The 18,653-nt window shown below is 58.2% G+C and carries 15 protein-coding genes and 5 tRNA genes; 2 read left to right on the top strand and 18 right to left on the bottom strand.

Annotation, left to right across the window (positions count from 1 at the left end):
- Positions 1 to 211 precede the first annotated feature (211 nt).
- From htpG to DW913_RS00425, 10 genes are all read right to left on the bottom strand, one after another.
- Positions 212 to 2,236 (bottom strand): molecular chaperone HtpG, encoded by a 2,025-nt coding sequence (gene htpG / locus DW913_RS00380; protein WP_117797142.1) that lies wholly within the window; start codon positions 2,234 to 2,236, stop codon positions 212 to 214.
- A gap of 202 nt (positions 2,237 to 2,438) precedes the next feature.
- On the bottom strand, positions 2,439 to 2,939 hold the full coding sequence (locus DW913_RS00385; RefSeq protein ID WP_055250496.1) for a GNAT family N-acetyltransferase: 501 nt from the start codon (positions 2,937 to 2,939) through the stop codon (positions 2,439 to 2,441).
- Between the two features lie 39 nt (positions 2,940 to 2,978).
- Positions 2,979 to 3,629 (bottom strand): tyrosine-protein phosphatase, encoded by a 651-nt coding sequence (locus DW913_RS00390; protein WP_055250497.1) that lies wholly within the window; start codon positions 3,627 to 3,629, stop codon positions 2,979 to 2,981.
- Positions 3,630 to 3,646: 17 nt separating this feature from the next.
- Positions 3,647 to 4,384, bottom strand: a complete 738-nt coding sequence (locus DW913_RS00395) for a CpsD/CapB family tyrosine-protein kinase (protein ID WP_117797143.1) — start codon at positions 4,382 to 4,384, stop codon at positions 3,647 to 3,649.
- A gap of 2 nt (positions 4,385 to 4,386) precedes the next feature.
- Positions 4,387 to 5,043: a YveK family protein gene (locus tag DW913_RS00400; protein ID WP_055250503.1), complete on the bottom strand. Its 657-nt coding sequence runs from the start codon at positions 5,041 to 5,043 to the stop codon at positions 4,387 to 4,389.
- 195 nt (positions 5,044 to 5,238) lie between these two features.
- The gene (locus DW913_RS00405; RefSeq protein WP_117634258.1) at positions 5,239 to 6,663 is read right to left on the bottom strand and encodes a cell wall metabolism sensor histidine kinase WalK; all 1,425 of its coding nucleotides are present in this window, start codon (positions 6,661 to 6,663) and stop codon (positions 5,239 to 5,241) included.
- Between the two features lie 3 nt (positions 6,664 to 6,666).
- On the bottom strand, positions 6,667 to 7,395 hold the full coding sequence (locus DW913_RS00410) for a response regulator transcription factor (RefSeq protein WP_089572665.1): 729 nt from the start codon (positions 7,393 to 7,395) through the stop codon (positions 6,667 to 6,669).
- 64 nt (positions 7,396 to 7,459) lie between these two features.
- Positions 7,460 to 8,335, bottom strand: a complete 876-nt coding sequence (pstB, locus tag DW913_RS00415; RefSeq protein WP_199580703.1) for a phosphate ABC transporter ATP-binding protein PstB — start codon at positions 8,333 to 8,335, stop codon at positions 7,460 to 7,462.
- Between the two features lie 103 nt (positions 8,336 to 8,438).
- Positions 8,439 to 9,677: a sensor histidine kinase KdpD gene (locus DW913_RS00420; protein WP_117797145.1), complete on the bottom strand. Its 1,239-nt coding sequence runs from the start codon at positions 9,675 to 9,677 to the stop codon at positions 8,439 to 8,441.
- A gap of 25 nt (positions 9,678 to 9,702) precedes the next feature.
- Positions 9,703 to 10,398 (bottom strand): response regulator transcription factor, encoded by a 696-nt coding sequence (locus DW913_RS00425; protein WP_117797147.1) that lies wholly within the window; start codon positions 10,396 to 10,398, stop codon positions 9,703 to 9,705.
- A 197-nt stretch (positions 10,399 to 10,595) separates the two neighbouring features.
- Between DW913_RS00425 and DW913_RS00430 the strand changes: the two genes are divergently transcribed.
- The gene (locus tag DW913_RS00430; RefSeq protein WP_158566165.1) at positions 10,596 to 11,936 is read left to right on the top strand and encodes a D-alanyl-D-alanine carboxypeptidase family protein; all 1,341 of its coding nucleotides are present in this window, start codon (positions 10,596 to 10,598) and stop codon (positions 11,934 to 11,936) included.
- Positions 11,937 to 12,068: 132 nt separating this feature from the next.
- Here the strand turns inward: DW913_RS00430 and DW913_RS00435 are convergent.
- From DW913_RS00435 to serS, 8 genes are all read right to left on the bottom strand, one after another.
- Positions 12,069 to 12,159: transfer RNA gene (locus DW913_RS00435), tRNA-Ser, on the bottom strand.
- A gap of 92 nt (positions 12,160 to 12,251) precedes the next feature.
- Positions 12,252 to 14,693 carry a lipopolysaccharide assembly protein LapB gene (locus DW913_RS00440; protein WP_117797151.1) on the bottom strand — a complete coding sequence of 814 codons (2,442 nt, stop codon included), beginning with the start codon at positions 14,691 to 14,693 and terminating at the stop codon, positions 12,252 to 12,254.
- 375 nt (positions 14,694 to 15,068) lie between these two features.
- A tRNA-Arg gene (locus DW913_RS00445) sits at positions 15,069 to 15,145 on the bottom strand.
- A gap of 348 nt (positions 15,146 to 15,493) precedes the next feature.
- Positions 15,494 to 15,570, bottom strand: a tRNA-Arg gene (locus DW913_RS00450).
- A gap of 352 nt (positions 15,571 to 15,922) precedes the next feature.
- Positions 15,923 to 15,999 (bottom strand) — tRNA-Arg (locus DW913_RS00455).
- A gap of 352 nt (positions 16,000 to 16,351) precedes the next feature.
- A tRNA-Arg gene (locus DW913_RS00460) sits at positions 16,352 to 16,428 on the bottom strand.
- Positions 16,429 to 16,508: 80 nt separating this feature from the next.
- Positions 16,509 to 16,886, bottom strand: coding sequence for a hypothetical protein (locus tag DW913_RS00465; RefSeq protein ID WP_117797153.1), 378 nt, complete (start codon positions 16,884 to 16,886; stop codon positions 16,509 to 16,511).
- Positions 16,887 to 17,057: 171 nt separating this feature from the next.
- Positions 17,058 to 18,341 (bottom strand): serine--tRNA ligase, encoded by a 1,284-nt coding sequence (serS, locus tag DW913_RS00470; protein WP_117797155.1) that lies wholly within the window; start codon positions 18,339 to 18,341, stop codon positions 17,058 to 17,060.
- A gap of 111 nt (positions 18,342 to 18,452) precedes the next feature.
- Between serS and DW913_RS10055 the strand changes: the two genes are divergently transcribed.
- Positions 18,453 to 18,626 (top strand): DUF6724 family protein, encoded by a 174-nt coding sequence (locus DW913_RS10055; RefSeq protein ID WP_006235069.1) that lies wholly within the window; start codon positions 18,453 to 18,455, stop codon positions 18,624 to 18,626.
- The last annotated feature ends 27 nt before the right edge of the window (positions 18,627 to 18,653 follow it).

Raw genomic sequence — 18,653 nt, forward strand, 5'->3', positions numbered from 1 at the left:
TAGTCCTCGGGGACGTTCTTGAATGACCAGTCGTTTAAGAGCGTCCCCAATGACTACTTTGGACCACGAAGGCGCCGCAGGTTGAGCATAAGTCAGCGAAAACGCCCCTAAGCGAGCAAGGTGACGCGAAAGAGGAGGGAAGCGTACTTCGGTACGCGACCGACGATTGAACGTCAGATTGCCACTTAGGGGCGTTTGCAGCGTCGAGTGGCTACATTAGTTCGCAAATAGCCGCCGCGAAGGCAACGGGGTCCTCAGGCAGAATGCCCTCGACCAGCAGGGCCTGATCGTAGAGCAAGCCGGAGTACTGCTTGATCTTATCGGCGTCGCCTGCCTTCTGGGCAGCGACAAGCTTGTCAAAGACCGGGTGCTTGGCGTTGAGCTCGAGCACGCGCTGGCTCTTGGGCATGCCGTTGGGCGCGCCCTCGGGCCCCTTCTGGAGCACCTTCTCCATCTCGAGCGAAAGCGGACCCTCGGTGGTGATGCAAGCGGGGGCATCGGTCAGGCGCGCGGAGACGGCAACTTTCTCGACCTTGTCACCGAGCGCCTCCTTCATAGCGCTAAAGAGGTCCTCGTTTTCCTTGGTGGCGTCCTCGGCCTCCTTCTTCTCGTCCTCAGTCGCCAGATCAAGATCGCCAGTCGCGACGTTCTTGAGCTCCAGGTGACGATCCTCGACCTCGGGCTCGGCACCGTCGGCAACGGCCTTCTCGGCAGCCTCGCGGGCGGCGTCGTCTTCGTAGATCTTAGGCATATCGGCGGCAACGTACTCACGCATAGCCTGGAACGTAAACTCATCCACATCCTGCGTCAGCAACAGCACGTCATAGCCGCGCTCGAGCACGCCCTTTACCACGGGCATCTTGGCCAAGCGCTCACGAGAGTCGCCGGCGGCGTAGTAGATGGCCTTCTGATCCTCGGGCATGCCCTTGGCATACTCGGCCAGGGTAATCATCTTCTGCTCCTTGGCAGACCAGAACAGTAGCAGGTCGGCGAGCTCATCGGCCTTCATGCCATAGCTCGAGTAGATGCCGTACTTAAGGCCGCGGCCAAAGTTCTCAAAGAACTTCTCGTAGGCCTCGCGGTCGTTGTCGCGCATGTCCTCAAGATCGGCAGTGATCTTCTTCTCGACACGCTTGGCAATGGCCTTGAGCTGACGGTTCTGTTGCAGCGTCTCACGCGAAATATTGAGCGTCACGTCGGCAGAGTCCACGACACCGCGCACAAAGTTGTAGTAGTCGGGCAGCAAGTCGTCGCACTTCTCCATAATCAGCACGTTGGAACTGTAGAGCGCCAGGCCCTTCTCGTAGTCCTTGCTGTACAGATCGAACGGGGCGCGACCCGGCACAAACAGCAGCGCATCGTACTCAAGCGTACCCTCGGCATGGAAGCTGATAGTGCGCGCGGGATCGTCAAAGTCGTGGAACGTGGACTTGTAGAACTCGTTGTAATCCTTCTGCTCAACGTCGGAGCTGCGCTTTTTCCAGATCGGCGTCATGGAGTTGATGGTCTCGAGCTCCTGGTAGTCCTCGTACTCGGGCTTGTAGTCGTCGCCGGCGTCCTCGGGCTTGGGTTTCTGGCAGCTCTTGCTCACCATCATCTGAATCGGGTAGCGCACATAGTTGCTGTACTGCTGAATCAGGCTCTTGAGGCCCCACTCGGTCAGGAAGCGATCGTAGGTCTCGGCCTCGCCGTCGGCGTCGAGCTTCTCGTTCTCGCGCAGCGTCAGGATGACATCGGTGCCGTGCTCGGCGCGCTCGCCGTCTTCGATGGTGTAACCCTCAAGACCATCAGACTCCCACACGTGAGCGGTGTCCTCGCCATAGGCGCGGCTGACAACCTTTACGTGGCTGGCAACCATAAAGGCAGAGTAGAAGCCCACGCCAAACTGGCCGATGATGTCGACATCGGAGCCCTGTTGCTCGGCGTTCTCGGTCTTAAACTCCTCGGAGCCGGAATGGGCGATGGTGCCCAGATTGCGCTCGAGCTCCTCGGCGGTCATGCCAATGCCGTTATCCGAGATGGTAATGGTGCGGGCGTCTTTATCAAAAGAGACGCGAATAGCCAGGTCGCCCTGGTCGAGCTTGACACTCGGGTCCTGCAGGCTCTTAAAGTTGAGCTTGTCGACGGCGTCGCTCGCGTTGGAGATAAGCTCGCGCAGGAAGATTTCCTTATTGGTGTAGATGGAGTTGATCATGAGGTCGAGCAGTTTTTTGCTCTCGGTCTTAAATTGACGCATGTGCAGTCCTTTCGCGCTACCCCCGTCCGCAAAAACGGCCCGGTTGCCCGAGCCGCATCGCAGACCTGCTATGTCCAGACTTAGATTTTATAACCCATTAGCGCGCATATATACATACGGAATCGAAAAACTGTATGTCCAAACGCTCTGATGCGCCAATTGCCAAGGAGTGTCCCCGACTGCCGGCAGGAAAGGAACGTCCCTATCTGCCATCTACGCGCTTGGCCATCCAAACATGGGGCTGGCCCTCGTCTTCGTAGTCCACCGGGGCAATCTGCGTGTAACCCGCCTTGGCATAGAGCGGCAGCACGTATTCCTGCGCGTGCAGCTTAATGAGCTTGGCGCCGGCATCACGCGCGCACGTATCACTGGCCTCGACAATCTTGCTCGCCAAACCGCGACGGCGCATGCTCGGCAGCACGGCCACGCGCCCCATAATGTAGGTCTCCCCCGCCGCGACGCCTTCGTCCAAGTCGCACGCCGGCGACACCGGAGCCTCTGCGTCAGCTGCGCGCTCGAGTTCTTCGGGAAACACGCGCGAGCAACCGGCAAGCTCACCGTCTACATAGAGCGTCACATGGATGCAGTTCGGATCCTCGTCGATAGCGTCAAACTCATTCTCGTAGCCCTGCTCGTCCATAAAAACGACGCGGCGCACCAACGCCGCGTCATCAAAGCATCCCGTCTTAAGTTGGATATCCATAGCTGCCCTTTCATTCAACGCGAACGTTAGGGACAGATTTTAGCGAAAATGAGCTCCGCGCACGCTAAACTTCGCGCGAGCCTTCGCCAGACAGTCGTAATGACCCACGTTATGGGCATCGCTCGCGATGAAGCTGTACAGGTTCTGATCGAACAGGCGCTGTGCCGGCTTTTTCTCGCGACCAAAGCGACCGCCGGCAATAAAGTCCGCCGAAGCCTGCAGCTTGCAGCCCATATCGACCAGGCGCTCCGCCACGCTTACATCCTTTTGAACCGCACGATAGCGCTCAGGATGAGCGATGATCACCTGATAGCCACGGCACTGCAAATCGTAAATCGTGTTCTCGTACTCTCTAAACGCATACGCATCGGCATGCGTCGAAAGCTCGAGCAGAAACTCGTTGGTCCCATCGAAATGCAAGTGATCCGCGGCATCGATACCAAGCTCAACGAGCTTTCGATGGTTGACCTCGAAGCCCATCTGGAGCGGAAAACCGTCAGCGTTATCGCGCAGCAGCTCAAAGGCATCCCACATCTTGTCGTAATCAAAATAGGGATCACGGCAGTGAGGAGTGCAAACGATTCTGGTTACACCGGCCCGCTTGGCAGCCTCGAGCATCGCCAAGCTCTCTTCGAGATCGGCGGCGCCGTCGTCTACACCCGGCAAGATATGGCAATGAATGTCACGCATAGGTCAGCCTTAATCAACTAAACGTTTGCTCGGTTGGTGAAAATGCCCTTTTTGGAAGTGCCCTGATCGTCGGAGCCCTTCTTAACCTTCTTACCGTCCTTGGTGTAGTAAGAATAATAGTACTCGCTGGTCTCGGTCTCACAGTAATTCATGACGGTACCGATGAGCTTGACCTTCTCGGACTTCTTAAGCTGGGCGATAGCGTTGAGCGCCTCTTCGCGCTTGGTAAAGTCCTCGCGCACCACGAACAGCGCGCCGTCGGTCAGGCTGGCAATCTCGGCAGCATCGATGAAGGTGCCGACCGGAGGAGCATCGAAGATGACGTACTGGAACTTAGCAGACAGTGCCTTGACCAGCTTGGCAAAGCGATGGGAGACGATGATGTCGGCAGGATTGGGAATATGCGGCTCAGCATCGAGGAAGTAGAAGTTCTTCTGACCCGTCTCGACAATTGCCTGGTCAATGGAGATCTGCTCGGAAAGGACCGCATAGAGTCCGCCGCGCGAACGAACGCCGAGTATATCGGAAAGGGACCTGCGGCGCATATCGGCCTCGACCAGGAGCACGGACTTGCCGCTCGTGGCGATTGCCTGAGCAAGGTTAATGGAAACCGTAGACTTGCCCTCGTTGGGAATCGAGGAGGTAACGGTGATGGTGCGAATGGGGTCATCCACGCTCGCAAAGCGGATGTTGGCCAGAAGGGTCTTGGCGGCATTCTGCACAACGAGCTTATCGGTGTTCTTTGCCTTAGCCATGCCTATTTACCACCTTTCATAGCCGGAATTCGGCCAACAACGGGAATACCCAGGAGCTCTTCTGCCTCTTCGGCACCGCGGATGCGGGTATTGAGCATGTCCGCCAAAACGACATAGGCAACTGCGATAAAGATACCGGCGAGGAACGCGACGGCAATATACAGCGTGCGCTTGGGGCCGCTGGGGGCTTCGGGGGTCTTAGCCTCGTCGATAACGTTGATGCTCTGGGCAGCGCCGACGTTCTGAGCGACCGTACTCACCGAGCTGGCAATGGCCTTTGCGACCTCAGCCGTCTCCTTGGCATCGGTGCCGGTAACCGAAAGCGTAATGACACGCGTGGTGGTCTCGGAGGAAACAGACACCTTGTAGTCATCCAAATCGGTGAGGCCCAGTTCTTTGGCGGCGCCGCTCTTAACGCTATCGCTATCCAGCAGCGTGGCGATATCGTTGGAAAGCATCTGGCTCGCCGAGAGATCGTTGTAGCTCATCTGACCGCTATCGTCGGTCTTGGCGAGAATGTACATGCTCGTCGTCGCGGTATAGGTGTTGTCCATCGCAACGAAGGACACGATGCCCATGGCGATCGCGCAGACCACCGGAAGGGTGATGACCAGCTTGAGGTGCTTCTTCAGCAGCTGGAACAGTTCGAGAAGGGTCATGCAGCTTGCCTTTCATTTCCCCAGTTCGGATTGACAAAACTGTCCGTATGTTATCGCATCTTTTTACCGAGACCAAACTCTATACATAAGAAACAGGCTCTCCTGTAAAAATGTCGGAAGCAATCGTAAAATTGCACAACAACGCCGCACCCGAAAGTCAAATGCGGCGTCTACATCAATATCTGTGTTGTATCGCTATGCGAATGGCTCGTCCTGCTGTATGGGAAACGTCACCGTAATGGTGGTTCCCACGCCCAACTCGCTCGACAGATCAAGCGTGGCGTGATGATACAGGGCCGCATGCTTGACAATGGCAAGCCCCAGGCCGGTTCCGCCGCGTGCCTTGGACCTACTCTTGTCCACGCGATAGAACCGCTCAAATACCTTGCCCTGTTCTTCAGGCGCGATACCGATTCCCGTGTCGGCGACAGCGAGGAACGGATGGCCTTCGTCGTTAGTGCCGCACTGCAGCGTAACCGTACCGCCGGGCCGATTGTAGCGGATGGCGTTGCTTGCCAGATTATAGATGAGCTCGTCGACCAAGCGCGACACGCCTTCGATGACCACAGGCTTGGTCTCATGACTTATCGTCACATTCGCCTGACGGGCAACCTGTTCAAGACGCTGTTCAACCGCGTAGATCGCACGCGAGAGCTCAATAGGCTCCGTGGACCCAATGGGCACCGCCTCGCCCTCAGTTGCACGTTCGGCCTCGTCCAAGTTAGACAGCGTAAGGATGTCGTTGACAAGCGCTGCCAAGCGGCCCGCCTCACGATAGATGCGACCGCCAAAGTTGCGCAGGTCGTCCTCGCCCTCGACCATGCCATTTGCGATGAGCTCGGCATAGCCCGAAATCGCCGTAAGCGGCGTCTTGAGCTCATGGGTGATATTCGCCGTGAACTCGCGGCGCATACGGTCGTTGTCCGCTAGCACCGCCATTTGGCGCTTGAGTTCCTGGCGCTGCGACTCGATACGCTCAAGCATGGGGACCATCTCGGCATAGGCGTGCTCATAGCTACGGCGTGGGTGATCCAAATCCACCTCTTGCAACGGCGCGATGATGGCACGGGACTCACGGCGCGCCATAAAAAACGAGAGTACTGCACCCGCTGCTGCGATAAGCAGCATCGGCGCCAGCATCGACAGCAAAATCGCCGCAACGCCAGGCTGGGCCTGCGCCAAGCGAACGACCTGGCCGTTATCAAGGGTGACGGCGCGATACAGCATAATCTCGTCGAGTGTAGAGCTTGCGCGCTCCGCGGAACCCGAACCACTCTCAAAGGCCTCGATGACCTCGGGGCGATCGCCATGGTTGGGCAGTGTGGAAGGCGACGCCTCGTTGTCGTAGGCAACAGATCCGTCCTTATTGATCAGCGTGATACGAAGATCCTCGCGATCGAGGCTTCGCAAGAACGGAATGGGCTCCTGTTGCTCGTCGAGGGCGGCAGCAATGAGCTCAGTTTCCTGCGCCAGATTGGCACTCGTGGCATCCGCCAAAGTGTTTTGCACAAAGAACGCACCCAGCACCGTAAACGCCACGATAACCGCCATGGCGCAGACAAAGATCGTCACAAAAACGCGGTGCGACAGCGTATGTTTTCCCTGGGGGGCGAAGACCACGGGTTACTCCTCCGATGCGGTGGCCGCGGTGTCGTCGCCTTCGGCACCATCACCGGCAGAAGGCTCGGCCAGGCGATAACCCACGCCGCGCACGGTCTCGATGGCGCTGGCATGCTCGCCCAGTTTTTGGCGAAGCGTCTGCACGTGCACGTCAACGGTGCGCGAACCGCCGTCGAAGTCCCAGCCCCACACGCTCTGCAGCAACGACTCGCGGGTAAAGACCACGCCGGGCTTGCGCATGAGGTACTCGAGCAGGTCGAACTCGCGCAGGGTGAGCTTAAGCGGCTCGCCGGCAACGGTCACCTCGCGATGGCTGGGCGAGAGCACGATGTCGCCCACGCTGAGCACATCGCTCGCCTGCTTGACCATGCCGCCGCGACGCAGCAGTGCGCGGCAGCGGCTCGCAAGCTCCATGAGCGAAAACGGCTTAGTCAGGTAATCGTCGGCACCGCCATCGAGCGCCATCACCTTGTCGAGTTCGGTGTCCTTGGCGGTAAGCATCATGATGGGCACCGTCGCCGTCAGGCGATCGGCACGCAGGCGACGCATAATCGCCAAGCCATCGGTGTCGGGCAGCATGATATCGAGCAGCACAGCATCGGGCACCCGTCGTGCCACGGCAGCTTTAAACTCGCCATCACACGAAAAGCCCTCGGCCTCGATTCCCTGCTTGCGCAGCGCGTAGACCGTCAAATCCCTGATGTTGTCATCGTCCTCGACGTAATAGATCATGTTGAACCCCTTTGCGGCCGATATGACCGCATCTTAACCCTAAAGGTACCTTTACGAGATGGTATCAGCCAAAACGTCCCGTCAAATAATCCGCCGTGCGCGGATCGGACGGATTTTTGAAGAGTTGTGCGGTAGGCGCGTGCTCCACCAGCTCACCCAGCAAAAAGAACGCAACCGAATCGGAAATACGCGCGGCCTGCTGCATGTTGTGCGTCACGACCACCAGCGTGCAGGTTTCCTTGAGCTCGCAGGCAAGCTGCTCCACCACGAGCGTCGACACGGGGTCGAGCGCCGAGGTCGGCTCGTCCATCAGCAGAATGTCGGGCTGCACGGCAAGTGCGCGGGCGATGCACAGGCGCTGCTGCTGTCCACCCGAAAGACCCAGGCCCGACTCCTTGAGCTTGTCCTTGACCTCGTCCCACAGGGCAGCGCGACGCAGGGAGTCCTCGACCAGCTCATCGAGCACGGCGCGCTCGCGCACACCCATACCGCGAGGACCGTAGGCGACGTTGTCGTAGATGCTCATGGGAAACGGGTTGGGGCGCTGGAACACCATGCCCACGCGCTGGCGCAAACGGCAGATGTCGTAATCGCCCAGGATATCTTGACCATCGAGCGCGATCTTGCCCTCGATGCGGCAATCCTTGATGCCGTCGTTCATGCGGTTAAAGCAGCGCAGCAACGTGGACTTTCCGCAGCCCGAAGGCCCGATGAACGAGGTGATCTGCTTGTCGCGGATCTTGATATTCACGTCCTTGAGCGCATGGTGGTCGCCATAGAACAGGTCGAGGCCCTCGACATCGATGCGCGTCGGCGAGGCGGCAAGATCCTCTGCCGTGGGGCGAGTCGCATCCCCAACCTCGCGCTCATGCGCGGCCTCGGCCTGCGCTTCCATGAGTTCTTCAAGCTCCGTGGGCTCCACAGCCGCAGCAGCCGTCATACCGCATACCTCCATATCGATATCAATTCAGCAGTATCGATAGTAGGAATCGCGGCTCATACGCACGTGAGCACATTGTCAAGTGTTTGTAAGGGCACGCTGGCTATGCGGCGGGCAGCTCGATGGTGAATATCGTGTGTTCGGGCGTCGATTCACATGCAACGGTACCGCCGTGTGCCGCGATGATCTCCTTGGCAATAGCAAGGCCCAGACCGGCGCCACCGCGATTGGTTGCACGCGCCGCATCCAGGCGATAGAACTTCTCAAAGATCACCTTGAGCTTTGCCGCAGGGATCGGATCGCCCTGGTTTATAAATCGTACGCGCACGCCGCCATCGTCTTGGCGCCTGGCCTCAATCGTGATCATCGAGCCTTCATAGCTATAGGCAACGGCGTTTTTCATGATGTTGTTGAATACGCGAGCCATCTTGTCGCCGTCCACGAGCACCGTCAGATCCTCGCAGATATCAACCTGGGCTTCTTTATGCTGTTCGTTGAGAATGGGATAGAACTCGTCGGCCACCTGTGCCAGTAAGAGCCCTAAATCGACGTAGCTGCGGGTGAGCACGATATCGTGGAAATCAAAGCGCGTGATGTCGAAGAACTCCTCGATGAGCGCATCGAGCCGGTGGGCCTTGTCGAGTGCCACGCCCGTAAAACGTGCGCGCTGCTCAAGCGGCAAATCGGGGGCCTCCTGCAAGAGCGAAAGGTAGCCCACCACGCTGGCGAGCGGCGTGCGCAGGTCGTGCGCCAGGTACGTCACCAGGTCATCTTTGCGGTGGGATTCGTCACGCAGGGCTTGTTGAACCCTACGCTCGCAATCGCGCACCCGGTTGAGCGCGCCCTCGACCTCGAGGAAGTCGCCGTCAATGTTGTCCCATGTGTCGGGGTTATCGATCAGACGGTCCTGAATGCGGGCGGCGATCACGCGGTCGGCATGCTGCTCGCCCTGCTCATAACCCTGGTAGTACAGGGCGCGTCCGCAGAAGAACAGGACGCACACGGCAAGCGCCAGCACAAATCCAAGCATGTTGAACACAAAGCCGGCATCAAAGAACACGGGCTCGCGAATACCGCCAAGCGCCAGGGCCCCGATCGCCAGCGTAAGGGTCCACGCGGCACCGCCGATTACCACGCAGCGGCGAACGATTTCGAATCGATCAATCAGCAAAAAGCCAATGAGTAGAACTGCCAGGATGCCAACGATATTGTCAATGCCGATGAGCAGCAGACTCAGCAAAAAGAGCAGCACCGTCGCTAACGCACGGTTGTCAACGACCGCCCTTACGTATTCAAAGAGTCGATCGGGTACCTCGAATGCCCGCCTATCGTCTTTTGTCATATCTACTCCCCCACCATCAAAGGCGTTATTCGATTATGTAGCCGACGCCCCAGACGTTTTTGATAAAGCGCGGCTTCTGGGCATCGTCGCCAATCTTTTCGCGCAGGTGACGAATGTGCACCATCACCGTATTGTTGGAGCCGGGCATAAAGTCCTCGTTCCACACCGCGCGGAACAGGTCCTCCACGGGCACTACGCTGCCGCGATGCTCGGCCAGATACAGCAAGATGGAATACTCGATGGGCGTGAGGCGCACCGGCGCACCGTCCACCGTCACAGAGCGGGCGTCGCGGTTGATCTCGAGGCCGTCGAGCTGGATGATCGGCGACTCGGCCGCCTGTGCGCGGCTGCCGTAGCTGGTATAACGACGAAGCTGAGCATGAACGCGTGCAATGAGCTCCAGCGGACGGAACGGCTTGACCACATAATCGTCTGCGCCAAGCGAAAGGCCCTCGATCTTGTCTTGCTGGGCATCGCGCGCCGTCAGCATGATCACGGGATAGGTATGGCTGGAACGGATCGTACGCAACAGCTCAAAGCCATCGATATCGGGCAGCATGACATCCAGCAGCACCAGATCGAACTCTTGCTCCAAGATTGCCTTGGCAGCATCGGCCCCGCTATAGGCGACCTGTACGTCAAAGCCTTCTTTTGTAAGGTAGATGCCAACTAGGTCGGCGATGGCCTTCTCGTCATCAACTACCAGTATGCGCTCGTTCATGCGTACTCCTCTCGCGCTCCATTATGCCCGAGGGGGCGCCCGTCACACACAACAAGCGTGGGTGATTAAGTCGGCCTTAAGCACCCTTGTGCCCGTTCGGGCGCGGATGTGGGCCACGCACGCACGCGATGATCGCCGATGCCGGCAAACGATATACTCTAGTTCCAGAAGAGACCATCCCGTCGAAAGCGAAATCTGTGAAGTCCCTCACCTCTTTTGCAAAGCGCTCAGCCCAGCTTGCCGCCGGCTTTGTCTGCGCTATCGCCCTTACCGCTGGCGCGCCCACCGTCGCCGGCGCCCAAGTGCTCACGACCGACAATGTCTGCGGCAAAACCGCCGATGCACGCGGCATCACGGCCGAGAATCTACCCAATATCGATGCGACCAATGCCTTCGTCATGGGCAAAGACGGCACCGTCTACTATGGGCGCGGCGCCGATGAGCAGGTCAAAATCGCCTCGATCACCAAGGTCATGACCGCAATCCTAACCGTTGAGAATTGCAAGATGGACGAGAAGGTCACGGTGAGCAACGCCGCAGCCACCGTGGGTAATTCGACCGCCGGCTTGCTCGAAGGTGACGAGCTTACCGTGGAGCAGGCGCTGCGCGGCCTGATGATTCCCTCGGGCAACGACGCCGCCATCGTGCTCGCCGAATATGTGGGCAAGAAGATCGACCCTAAGACCAAAGACGCCGAGGCAACATTTGTGAAAGCCATGAACGAGCGCGCTAAGAAGCTCGGTTGCACCGGCACGCTTTTTGAAAACCCGCATGGTCTGGACTTTGATGAGTGGGCTGGCGATATGCACTCAACCGCACACGACGTAGCGCTGATGATGCAGGAGGCCATGAAAAACGACACGATCCGCGAGGTCGTAGCGAGCGAAGATTCCTGGATCGAGATAACGGGCGCCGACGGCACCGACCATTCGCATTCCATGGACACGCATAACTATTTGCTAGGCCAAGATGGCAACATCGGTGGCAAGACCGGCACCACCGACGACGCGGGCTATTGCTTTACGAGCGCCTACAACCGCGACGGCGACGAGATCTACACCGTCGTTTTGAACTCCACCACCACCGACCAGCGCTTTACCGATACCGCAACCCTTGCCAATTGGTACTACGGTCACAAGGTGACGGTCGCAATCGCCAACACGCAGGAAAAGACCGCCAACGGCAACCCGCTTATGGCGCGTATTGGCCAAACCGACTGGACGGATAAGACGATCGACGCCACACTCGCCGATCCTACGGCGCAAGCGACCGTGTTTTCCCTTGCCGGCGAGGTGACCGAAAAGGTTAGCTACGACGATCTTTCGGGCACGGTGCATGTGGGCGACAAGGCGGGCAGCGTCACGCTCAAGCAGGACGGCACCAAGATCGCCGTCATGGACCTAGTTGCCGACGAGGAAGGCTCGGGGCCGAACCCCATTGAGTGGCTACTCGTGAAGCTCGACCGCCTGGGCCGCCGCATCGACAACCGCCCACTCACGGCAGAAAGCGAGACCGTCGCCAAGGCGCCCGAGGTGTAGGGCGCAAGAATAATAAGCCCACTGAAAGGAGGCGTCCGAAAGGATGCCTCCTTTTTTTGAGGGTTCGAATCCCCAGTCTCCTTTCTCCACACAAAAAAGGGTCCCAAATGGGACCCTTCTTCAAATTCGTACTGGCGGAGAGCTGGGGATTCGAACCCCAGATGCCCTTTTGGGGCATACTCGCTTAGCAGGCGAGCACCTTCGGCCTCTCGGTCAGCTCTCCGTAACAGCCGTTCTATAGTAACCAAACAGCCGAAGTTGGGCAAGAGGAAATTTTCTAATTGCCTAGCAGCCTTTCCTCCTTGAAAGCTTCGCCTACCCCAGCGAGCGGTTGAGGGAGCCGAGCTCGTCGTTGCCCATGGTGCGCCACATTTGGAAGATGCAACCGCGTGCCAGGAAAAAGAAACCGTTGTCGACCAGTTGCACAGCGGCATCCGCGAGTTGATTGGTCACGGCGGGCACCGGCGGCAGCTCAAGACCTGCCTTGCGGATGGTCTCGACCGCTTCCTCGAATGTCGGAGGCTCGCTGACGCCCATCTCGTTCATAAGGCCCTGCATTTCTTCCAGCGCGCTGCTGCCCGACTCCTCGCCGCGCGGCACCAGACGGTAACAAGCCAGCGCCAGGTCGAGCTGATCGCAATTCCAATAGGCAAACGCCAAGCGATAGAACAGGTAGCCGATTGCAGAACGATCGCTGGCAATACGTAGGCCGTGGCGCGCCACCTCGATAATCTCGTCAAAGCGCTCCAGGCGTGCTAGCACGTTGATCAGGGCAAAGTGAGACTGCATGGACGAGCGCGCCAAATCGTAAAGATGGCGCACCTCGGGCAGCGCACGCTCAAAGTCCTCTTGTTCGGCGTAAAAGCTGCAGATCTCGTGCTGGGCAAAATACAGCGCATCAGGAGCGCGAAGGATACGCACAGAGCGGTCTTCTTCCAACACCGGAAGCACCATGCGCACCAGCTGGTTATCGCAAAACTGCGTTTGAACCGGACCTGTCGCCAAAAGCTCGGCGACGGCGCACTTAGCCTCCAACTCCTCGACAAGACGGGAAAAACCTTCAAAAGCACCTGTACGGTCGACTTTTGCCTGCTCGCGCAATTCAACAACACGGGCCACGTATGGGTCATCGTCCTCTTCCATGACCTCCAACTCGTCAGCCGTATCGGCAAGCAGCAGATCGCGCAGCGCCGGCGGCAGCGTGCGATGGTCATCACGCGGACGGGCATGAACCTCCGCAGGTTCAATCGTCTCCGGAGCAGTTGACTCATACGCCTCAAGCACACGCTTGCACGGCATATCGTCCATGTCCATGCTCTCAAGATCCTTGGCGACAGGCACGCAATCGGCCAGATAGGCCGCGCGCCCAAAGAAATACGTTGCGGCAACGCGCTCGCCCTGCTCACTGTCGGGAGCAGCAATCTGCACATAGCAGCGCGTGATGCAGGTGCCCGCGGCAAAACACGCCGCCGCAAGTGTGAGCGCCACGCGCGCATCGTGCTCCGCGGCCCAGATCGCGCGCGTGTCCTCGTCCAGCTCGCGCCAGGCGTCATCTTGAGCGTCGTATTCACGTTGCGGCATGGCATCAACGACAGACTGCCCAAACCGAACGAGCATAATCCCCTCGACAACGTTTACTCGATAGGTATAGTCGAGCCTTGTGACCACGTTGAGCGCTTCTACAATACGCGCGAAGCGGGTACGCACATCCCACTCACCGCCCGGCTGGCACGAAACCGTTCCCGGTTTGGCCCACGGGTTATCGCTTGAGGCCGTATCGAGCAGTCGGGGAACATCGTTGGTCGTCTTGGCGATATGCCACGCATCAAAGAGCGCGCAGCCCTCAAGGCTCGGCGAGGATGCCGCAGGGACCAATCCGGCCCCGATGCGCTCAAGGATGCCGGAGAGGCGGTTGAGACGGCACTCTATTGCAAGCAGCATGTCAATCTCGTCCTGGTCCAGCAGGCTACGATCAAAATTGAGATAGAAAAGCTTTGAACGATCAATGCGAGCCAGGCTCATCTCGGACTTGGCAGCGATGGTGCGCAGGCGGGGCAAGTCAATTTCACTCATAAGGGCAGCGGCATAGCGCTCGATACCGCTCGGATTCTCGGCATGGTCAACGCGGTAAAGCAGCGTCTCGATAGCATCAGGGAGCGGTGCCGTGTTAAAGCCCAAAAACACCTCGACCGGCTCGGGCAACTTTACGAGCTTGATCTTGTCGATAACATTTTGCATATCCTCGTCGAGTCCGCCGGCGTCCGCCGTGCTCGCAATGGCATTTTCGGAGTCAGCGAATATCACGTAGCGCAGGAACATCGATGCCATGAACTCGCCGTAAGGAAGGGAGCGGGCTGAATTCCATGTCTCGTGGTCGGACTGCTCGCGCATGGGGCCTTCGGGAGAGCCGACAGTTTGCGCACACGCGCGCATCGTGCCGTTTGCTCCCCTCACCATAATCTCACCAATACCGGAGTCCGACTCGTCAAGGACCAGTTCCATGTCGGGATCGTTGGGCAGCGGAGCCTCGCTGACGGGGCGGTCCACCTTGTACACCTCACCCGAAACGCTTACGTAGCCCAAAAGCGACACATGGCTTTTGCCAACGAATTCGACGACATAACAAGATTCATGCTGATCCTCGCCAAAGAGTTTCCAGACCACGCCATATGAGCGTCCCGCAGGCTGCTCGGGCATCGCCGGAAAGCGCTTCTTGGGATCGAGAAACCTGAGCTTGTATGTCGGACGCTCTGCCACGAAATATCACCCTGATCGGTCGTCTAGAGAAGGAGCGGTCGCGGATGGGCCGCGACACCTACTCGGAATCTTACACGAGTCGATAAGAAATAGTCCGCTTTACGCCCGCGCCTCGACCGAGGTTCGAATCCATGCAGTGCTTACGTAAAAGAAAAGCCCCCGTTGCCGGGAGCTTTAATCTCAAATGGTGCGGCGTATAGGATTCCGCGCATCCGCTGCGCGGATCCGCACCGGCTTCGCCCGCCTGCCGGCGGACTCGCCCGCTCGCTAAAAACGCTCCGCGTTTTCTTGACGCTCGCGCCTCGAACGAGGTTCGAATCTCCGCAATGCCCCCGTAAAGGAAAAGCCCCCGTTGCCGGGAGCTTTAAAGTCAATTGGTGCGGCGTATAGGATTCGAACCTATGACGTTCTGATTCGTAGTCAGACCCTCTATCCAGCTGAGGTAACGCCGCGACTTGTTGATTATTATGCACATCGACTGAATAATGGTCAAGCGTTTTTTCAAAAAAAGTTATTGAATTTGATTTTTACTCATTTTGACCCCTTGATGCGATCTTCGACGCATCGCGATATAAGAAAAGCCCCCGTTTCCGGAGGCTTAAAACTCAATTGGTGCGGCGTATAGGATTCCGCGCATCCGCTGCGCGGATCCGCACCGGCTTCGCCCGCCTGCCGGCGGACTCGCCCGCTCGCTAAAAACGCTCCGCGTTTTCTTGACGCTCGCGCCTCGAACGAGGTTCGAATCTCCGCAATGCCCCCGTAAAGGAAAAGCCCCCGTTGCCGGGAGCTTTAAAGTCAATTGGTGCGGCGTATAGGATTCGAACCTATGACGTTCTGATTCGTAGTCAGACCCTCTATCCAGCTGAGGTAACGCCGCAACGCACGGATTATTATGCACGTGACCCCTCGATGGGTCAAGCGACAATTTGGAAAAATTTTACGAAGTGATGATTAAGACGCTCGCGCCTCGACCGAGGTTCGAATCTATGCGGTGGCGGCATAAAAGAAAAGCCCCCGTTGCCGGAGGCTTCAAGTTCAATTGGTGCGGCGTATAGGATTCCGCGCATCCGCTTCGCGGATCCGCACCGGCTTCGCCCGCCTGCCGGCGCGCTCGCCCGCGGGCTAAAACGCTCCGCGTTTTCTTTACGCCCGCGCCTCGACCGAGGTTCGAATCCATGCGGTGTTGCCATAAAAGAAAAGCCCCCGTTGCCGGAGGCTTCAAGTTCAATTGGTGCGGCGTATAGGATTCGAACCTATGACGTTCTGATTCGTAGTCAGACCCTCTATCCAGCTGAGGTAACGCCGCAACGCACGGATTATTATGCACGTGACCCCTCGATGGGTCAAGCGACAATTTGGAAAAATTTTACGAAGTGATGATTAAGACGCTCGCGCCTCGACCGAGGTTCGAATCTATGCGGTGGCGGCATAAAAGAAAAGCCCCCGTTGCCGGAGGCTTCAAGTTCAATTGGTGCGGCGTATAGGATTCCGCGCATCCGCTTCGCGGATCCGCACCGGCTTCGCCCGCCTGCCGGCGCGCTCGCCCGCGGGCTAAAACGCTCCGCGTTTTCTTTACGCCCGCGCCTCGACCGAGGTTCGAATCCATGCGGTGTTGCCATAAAAGAAAAGCCCCCGTTGCCGGAGGCTTCAAGTTCAATTGGTGCGGCGTATAGGATTCGAACCTATGACGTTCTGATTCGTAGTCAGACCCTCTATCCAGCTGAGGTAACGCCGCAGCGTAAGACATATAAAACCACTTTAGTTCGTTAGAGTCAAGCGAAATCTCAAACTTTTTTTCGCGCGGGCCTCAATTTGTCACGCTGCACTGCAAGCATCAGCGCTTCTCGTGCGATCGATTGGCTTTTCGATCACATCGAACCCAGCACCGAGCTCCCTCAAAAGCGAACGCACCCGTTGGGCACAGTCGTAGTCGGCAAACGAGATACTCAGCATGCGCGCCACCTGGTTAGAAGTTCCCACCTCATAAAATCGCTCAAGCGCCACAAGCCCCTCGTGCGCCACAAAGGTCTCGACCACATGCGGCGACTCCTCATAGCACCATTGCGTCAATGGTCCCTCACTCGTCTGCCGAACCACCAAGCCACCCATACCCGACGGCTCGCACGTTACCAGCAGCTGCTCCCCGCCCTCATCGCTCTGGAACAAAACAACCCGCTCGTCGAACAGCTCCATCACATCCCCTTTCTCTTGCTCTTAGTTAGCAAAAGCATAGCAGGTAAATGCATGTATACAGAACGTCTGTTCGTGTGTTTTCTATCGAGCTGTCCTCACGGCATGGTATAGCCGTACACAAAAAGGGCGCCCCTAAAAGGAGCGCCCTCGCAAATCGCCTATGCAGCTAGTTTACGCGACCGGCTCGATCTTCTCGAGGCCGCCCATGTAGGGACGCAGAACCTCGGGGATCGTGATGGTGCCGTCGGCGTTCTGGTAGTTCTCCAGAATGGCAGCCATGGTACGACCAGCCGGCAGGCCGGAACCGTTAAGGGTGTGCAGGTAGCGCGAACCCTTGAAGTTCTCGGGGTCGCGATACTTGATGTTGGCACGACGGGCCTGGAAGTCGCCGCAATTGGAGCAGGAGCTGATCTCCTTGTAGGCGTTGTAGCTCGGCAGCCAAACCTCGATGTCGTAGGTCTGACGGGCAGAGAAGCCCAGGTCGCCGGTGCACAGGCTAATCACGCGATACGGCAGGCCCAGCTGCTGCAGCAGGTACTCGGCCTCGGCGGTCATGCTCTCGAGCTCCTCGTCGGACTCCTCCGGCTTGGCAAACTTAACCATCTCGACCTTGTCGAACTCGTGCTGGCGAATGATGCCGCGGGTGTCGCGACCGGCGGAACCGGCCTCCTCGCGGAAGCAGGGGGTGAAGGCAGTGTAGCGGCGAGGCAGAGTGTCGGCGTCCAGAACCTCACCGGCATGCAGGTTAGTCAGTACGACCTCGGCGGTAGGGATCAGGAAGTTGTCGCCCGAGACGTGATAGGCGTCGTCCTCAAACTTGGGCAGCTGGCCCGTACCGAACATGGTCTGACGCTTGACGACGATGGGCGGCCACCACTCCTTGAAGCCACGGCTCGTGTGCGTGTCCAGGAAGAAGTTGATAAGGGCGCGCTCCAGGCGGGCGCCGGCGCCACCGAGAACGGTGAAGCGGCTGCCGGAGAGCTTGTTGCCACGCTCGAAGTCGAGGATGTCCAGATCGGTGCCCAGATCCCAGTGCGGCTTAAAGTCGAAGTCGAACTCGCGCGGGGTGCCCCAGCGGCGACGCTCGATGTTCTCGTCCTCGTCCTTACCGTACGGGGTGGCCTCGCACGGAATGTTGGGCAGGTGAGACATGAAGTCGTACTGCTCCTGCTCAAGAGCGGTACGGCGCTCGGCCAGACCGTCGATCTTCTCGTTGACGGCGCGCACGGCCTCCTTGGCGGCCTCGGCCTCGTCCTTCTTGCCCTCCTTCATCAGGGCGCCAATCTTCTTGGACTCGGCGTTACGCGTGGCCTGGAGCTCCTCAACCTCGGTGATGACGGCACGGCGCTCGTCGTCGAGTTCAAAGAACTTCTCACGATCCCAAGACGTCTGGCGATTTGCCATGGCGGTATCGATGGCATCGGGGTTCTCGCGAACAAACTTGATATCAAGCATTAGATCCTCCGGCGATATACATTCCATTTAGGTTGCAACCTTGTACATGTATGGGCAAGTATATACTTATGAGCGTTTACGACCCAACCCAACTACGCAAGAAGGCACCCAATGGACGCAGTTTTTTCCTTTTTGTTTGGCACCCGCACCGGTTTTGCCATCCTTTTCGCCGGCGGCATCCTGCTGTTTGCGATTCTTGCCTTTGTAATGGAGAAGCGCACCCATAAAATGTACGTCGACCGCGGCCCCAAGTCCGAGGACGAAGAAGACAGCTTCTGGGACTAACCGACCAAAAAGGGACAGGTTTATTTT

It is taken from the genome of Collinsella sp. AM42-18AC (assembly GCF_003467965.1).
Taxonomy (GTDB): Bacteria; Actinomycetota; Coriobacteriia; order Coriobacteriales; family Coriobacteriaceae; genus Collinsella.